This is a genomic window from Nocardia carnea (assembly GCF_029868855.1).
Classification (GTDB): Bacteria; Actinomycetota; Actinomycetes; order Mycobacteriales; family Mycobacteriaceae; genus Nocardia; species Nocardia carnea_A.
In genome coordinates, this window is record NZ_JARWOV010000322.1 from 1 (window position 1) to 4,426 (window position 4,426).

General features: G+C 70.1%; 5 protein-coding genes, 1 tRNA gene and 2 pseudogenes. 5 read left to right on the top strand and 3 right to left on the bottom strand.

Annotated elements, in window-relative coordinates; translation table 11 throughout:
• From QH195_RS33230 to QH195_RS33245, 4 genes and pseudogenes are all read left to right on the top strand, one after another.
• A pseudogene (locus QH195_RS33230) lies at nt 1–126 on the top strand (zinc ABC transporter substrate-binding protein); the annotation flags it as partial.
• Nucleotides 127–128: 2 nt separating this feature from the next.
• The gene (locus QH195_RS33235) at nt 129–356 is read left to right on the top strand and encodes a hypothetical protein (RefSeq protein WP_280438315.1); all 228 of its coding nucleotides are present in this window, start codon (nt 129–131) and stop codon (nt 354–356) included.
• Nucleotides 357–415: 59 nt separating this feature from the next.
• Nucleotides 416–1,087 carry a DUF2567 domain-containing protein gene (locus QH195_RS33240; protein WP_280438316.1) on the top strand — a complete coding sequence of 224 codons (672 nt, stop codon included), beginning with the start codon at nt 416–418 and terminating at the stop codon, nt 1,085–1,087.
• 151 nt (nt 1,088–1,238) lie between these two features.
• Nucleotides 1,239–1,769: a DUF1353 domain-containing protein gene (locus QH195_RS33245; protein WP_280426039.1), complete on the top strand. Its 531-nt coding sequence runs from the start codon at nt 1,239–1,241 to the stop codon at nt 1,767–1,769.
• Nucleotides 1,770–1,801: 32 nt separating this feature from the next.
• On the opposite strand, the gene QH195_RS33250 is transcribed toward QH195_RS33245, so the two are convergent.
• Both QH195_RS33250 and QH195_RS33255 read right to left on the bottom strand, forming a co-directional pair.
• Nucleotides 1,802–1,872, bottom strand: a tRNA-Gln gene (locus tag QH195_RS33250).
• 95 nt (nt 1,873–1,967) lie between these two features.
• Nucleotides 1,968–2,729, bottom strand: a complete 762-nt coding sequence (locus QH195_RS33255; protein ID WP_432278374.1) for an NUDIX hydrolase — start codon at nt 2,727–2,729, stop codon at nt 1,968–1,970.
• Nucleotides 2,730–2,793: 64 nt separating this feature from the next.
• On the opposite strand from QH195_RS33255, the gene nadA reads away from it, so the two are divergent.
• Entirely contained in the window at nt 2,794–3,849 is a 1,056-nt protein-coding gene (gene nadA, locus QH195_RS33260; RefSeq protein WP_432278373.1) for a quinolinate synthase NadA, read from the top strand.
• Nucleotides 3,850–4,304: 455 nt separating this feature from the next.
• On the opposite strand, the pseudogene QH195_RS33265 reads toward nadA, so the two are convergent.
• Nucleotides 4,305–4,426: pseudogene (locus QH195_RS33265) on the bottom strand (Fic family protein); the annotation flags it as partial.

Sequence of the window (4,426 nt, forward strand, 5' to 3'; positions counted from 1 at the left end):
GTGGTGGGCGCCGTGATCCCCGGCGGAACCACCCTGGCCTCACCGAGCGCCGCCGACCTCGCCGACCTGGCCGCTGCCATCCGCACCACCGGGGTGCCCGCGATATTCGTGGACTCCGCCCGGCCCGGATGAGTCCTGTCGGCTATTTGTCCGCGCTTAACCCCCCGTCCTCGGCTAGGGGGGCCGCGCCGGGGCCCCACGAGCCGGCCTCCCGGGCCGTGGCACTGGGCCTGGAACCGCCCCGGTTCTGCGCGCACTGCGGGCGCCGGATGGTCGTGCAGATCGATCCCGGCGGCTGGCGGGCCCGATGCTCGCGGCACGGGGTCCTCGATTCCGCGTGCGCGGAGAGGCGGTAGTGGTGCCCCGGTCACGCGGTGGAGCGCGCAGGGAAAGCCGCGGTGGTGCGCGAAAGGAGTTGCGTGCCGCCGCGGTGCTGCTGGCCGCGGTGATCGTGCTGAGCGTGTTCGCAGGCGTGGTCTGGGGGCTGCTGGCGCCGACCGAACTGGTGCTGGTGGTCGAACCGGGCCGGGGTGCCACGCTGGTGGGGGAGAGCCTGCACCGGTTCGACGCCCTGGCGATCTTCGCGGGTCTGGGCGCGGTCACCGGTGTGCTGTCCGCGGCCGCGGCCTGGCGGTGGCGGCGGATGCGCGGCCCCATCCAGCTCATCGGGCTGCTGTTGGGTTCGGCGGCCGGGGCCTGGGTGATGGCGTGGGCCGGGGAAACGGTCAACGCCTGGGACAACCCGCGGCCGGACGATCCGCCGGTGGGACAGATCGTGTCCTTGCCCGTCGAACTCGAGAGCCCGCTCGCCCTGCTGGTCCAGCCTCTGACGGCGGCGCTGGTCATTCTGATCCTGGCCGGGCTCAGCGCGACCGAGGATCTCGGGAGCGGATTCATGAGTCCCTTCGGGGAATCGCGTCCCCAGCCGTATGCAGAGCCGGAATACCTCGAGTACGACCAGGCTTTCTACCCCGGTGAGCCTTCCGCCCGGGAGCCGGCGAATGGCCCCGGCGCGCCGGCGCGGACCGGAGGCGAACCCGTGCTGTCCCCGCAGGAGTCGCCGCCCGGACCGTCGCTGTCGAAATAACACGCAGTCGAACGGGAACCGAGGGGCGGCAACGGTTCTCGCCGGCCGGATCGGCGTCCCGCGCAGCGGGACCGCCTGCTGCCCACCGCGCGGCCCCGGTCTCCCGGCCGTAGGCTGATTGCGTTCGGGAGGACGACAGAGAGAAGACGTCGTGGGGTTCACCAGTTCACTCGTGGTCGAGGAGATCGACGGGAAGTTCTGGAAGGTCCGGGAGCCGCTGACCTATCAGGGTGCGGACGAAGAATTCGAGGTACCGGCGGGTTTCCGTACCGATTTCGCCTCGGTGCCTCGACCGCTGGTCTGGCTCATCCCGCGGTACGGGGTGTATACGCGGGCGGCGATCCTGCACGATTACCTGCGGCGTACGGAACGGGTCGGCGCGGCCGACGCCGACGGTATCTTCCGGCGGACGCTGCGGGAATGCGATGTCTCGCGGCCGCGGCGCTGGATGATGTGGGCGGCGGTGCGCTTGGGCAGCCGCTTACAGGGGATATCACCCACCGCGTTCGTGGTCTTCCTGGTGATCGCCGTGCTGTCGATCGTTTTCGTGGCGATACCGACCGTCGTGGTGGCGGTGTTCCTGGTGCTGTTCTGGTTCATCGAACTGCTCGCCTGGCCGGTGGACCGGCTGGCGCCACCGGAGCGTCGTACCCGGGTGCCGCGGCCGCAGATGCGCACCTGAGACCGGGCGGTGGATCCAGGGCGAGACATACGCTCGGGTACCAGGATTCGAACCTGGACCAGCGGAACCAAAATCCGCTGAGCTGCCGTTACTCCATACCCGACGGTGCTACAGGAGAACGTAGCCGCGCCGGTCGATGAACGCATCCCGTTTTCCGGTGGGCAGGTGTTCCCGTTGCGGCCGTGGCGGATCGGGCGCTCAGCCGCGGGGCCGGAGGGCCGCGAACTCGTCGGTGACCCGCAGGCCCGAATCGGTGAAACGGTAGACCGATGCCGGCCGGCCGCCGGCGCGGCCCGGTGTGGCGGTGTCGCCGGTGGGGGTGATCACCTTGCGGCGCGTCAGAACCCGTTGCAAGTTCGTGGTGTCGACGTCGTAACCCAGGGCGGCACAGTAGATTTCACGCAGCGTGGACATGGTGAACCGATCGGGCGCCAGCGCGAAGGAGATATTGGTGTAGGACAGTTTGGCGGCCAGGCGGGTGCGGGCGTGCTGCACCACGGTCCCGTGATCGAACGACATTTCCGGCAGCGCCGACACCGGATGCCAGCGGGTATCGGAGGGCAGTTGCGGGTCGGCGGTCAGCGGTACCAGCCCGAGGTACGCCGAGGCGATCCGGCGCGGTCCGGGCACCCGGTCCGGGGCGCTGAACACCGACAGCTGCTCGAGATGGTCCACCTCCCGCACATCGACCTTCTCGGCCAGCTGGCGCCGGGCCGAGGTGTCGAGATCCTCGTCGTTGCGCAATCGGCCTCCCGGTAGCGACCAGGTGCCCTGCTGCGGGTCGAGTGCGCGCTGCCACAGCAGTACGGCGAGTTCACTGCGCTGTCCCGGCGGGCAGCGGTCGATCACCCCGTCGTGACCGCTCTCACCTGCGGCGATATTGGCGGGGAAGCGGCGAACCTGGAACACCGCGGTGAGCGATTCATGGATGGTGCTAAACTGGTCCACGTTTTCGATCATAAGTCGAAAACCTGGTTGAGTGCGAATCGGCAGGGTTGCCGAGCGCGCGAAGGAAGGAGCGACCATGGCGACGATGGGAGCAGAACTGGCCCCGGCGCCGGGTACCGCACTGCGGGAGCGGATCGTCGACGGGCCCTCGGGCTATACCGGGGTGGAGGCGACGCCGGAATGGGCGGCCGAGGTGAAACGCCTGGCGCGACAACGCAACGCGACCATTCTCGCGCACAACTACCAGCTCCCGGAGATCCAGGACGTGGCCGATCACGTCGGTGATTCGCTGGCGCTGTCCCGGATCGCGGCCGAGGCACCCGAGGGCACGATCGTGTTCTGCGGTGTGCATTTCATGGCCGAAACCGCCAAGATCCTGAGCCCCGAGAAAACCGTGCTGATCCCCGATCAGCGGGCGGGTTGCTCGCTCGCCGATTCGATCACCGCCGAGGACCTGCGCGACTGGAAAGCCGAGCACCCCGACGCGGTGGTGGTGTCCTACGTCAACACCACCGCGGCCGTGAAAGGCCTGACGGATATCTGCTGCACGTCCTCCAACGCCGTGGACGTCGTGGCCTCGATCGACCCGGACCGGGACGTGCTGTTCCTGCCCGACCAGTTCCTGGGCGCGCACGTCAAACGGGAAACCGGCCGCGAGAACATGCACATCTGGATGGGCGAATGCCACGTCCACGCCGGTATCAACGGTGACGAACTGAACGATCAGGCGCGCGCCCACCCCGACGCCGAACTGTTCGTCCACCCCGAATGCGGCTGCGCCACCTCGGCGCTGTACCTGGCCGGAGAGGGTGAATTCCCGGCCGACCGGGTGCATATCCTGTCCACCGGCGGCATGATCGACGCGGCCCGCACCGCCAAATCGAACCAGGTACTGGTCGCGACCGAGGTCGGCATGCTGCACCAGCTGCGCAAGGCCGCCCCGGGAATCGATTTCCAGGCCGTGAACGATCGAGCCGCCTGCAAGTACATGAAGATGATCACCCCGGCCGCGTTGCTGCGCTGCCTGGAGGAGAACCGCGACGAGGTGCACGTCGACCCGGAAACCGCTGCCAAGGCACGGAATTCGGTGCAGCGCATGATCGAGATCGGGAACCCCGGCGGCGGGGAATGACACCGGGACCGGTGCCGCGGACCCGCGGTACCGGCGGGTTCCGGTGCTCGGTGGGCCGGGCCGCGCTCGTCGCTACGCCGTGGGACCGTGCTCGCCGCAGGATCCGGGGCACCGGATGAGTGGGTCGGATCGCGGAAGATACGCACGGTCCGGCCCGGTGGGCCGGCCGTGCCCGCCGATCACCGCGCCGATTCGCGGGGCGGATCGGCCCGTCGGGTACGCGAGCGCCCCCGGCCCCCCCGGGCGGGGCCGGGGGGGCCCCCCCCCATTGGGGGGCCGGGGGCCCCCCCGGCGGGGGGGGTCACCCCCCCGCGCGGGCCCCCCCGCGGCCCCCCCCCCCCGGGCTGGGGGGGGGGGGCGGGGGGGCCCCGCCCGCCCCCCGGGGGCGGCACCGTGCGTATCTTCCGCGATCCGACCCACTCATCCGGTGCCCCGGATCCTGCGGCGAACACGGTACTGATCGGGATCAACGTGTGCCGTAGGGCATCACAGCGCCGCAGCACGGTGTGGATCAGCGCGCGGCCGGTACGCCCGTTGCCGTCGATGAACGGGTGGATCGTCTCGAACTGCGCGTGGG

What these genes read in the sequence shown, in the direction of transcription:
- QH195_RS33235 (WP_280438315.1), top strand. Translation starts at nt 129, where the DNA reads ATGAGTCCTGTCGGCTATTTGTCCGCGCTTAACCCCCCGTCCTCGGCT.
- QH195_RS33255 (WP_432278374.1), bottom strand. Translation starts at nt 2,729, where the DNA reads ATGATCGAAAACGTGGACCAGTTTAGCACCATCCATGAATCGCTCACC.
- nadA (WP_432278373.1), top strand. Translation starts at nt 2,794, where the DNA reads ATGGCGACGATGGGAGCAGAACTGGCCCCGGCGCCGGGTACCGCACTG.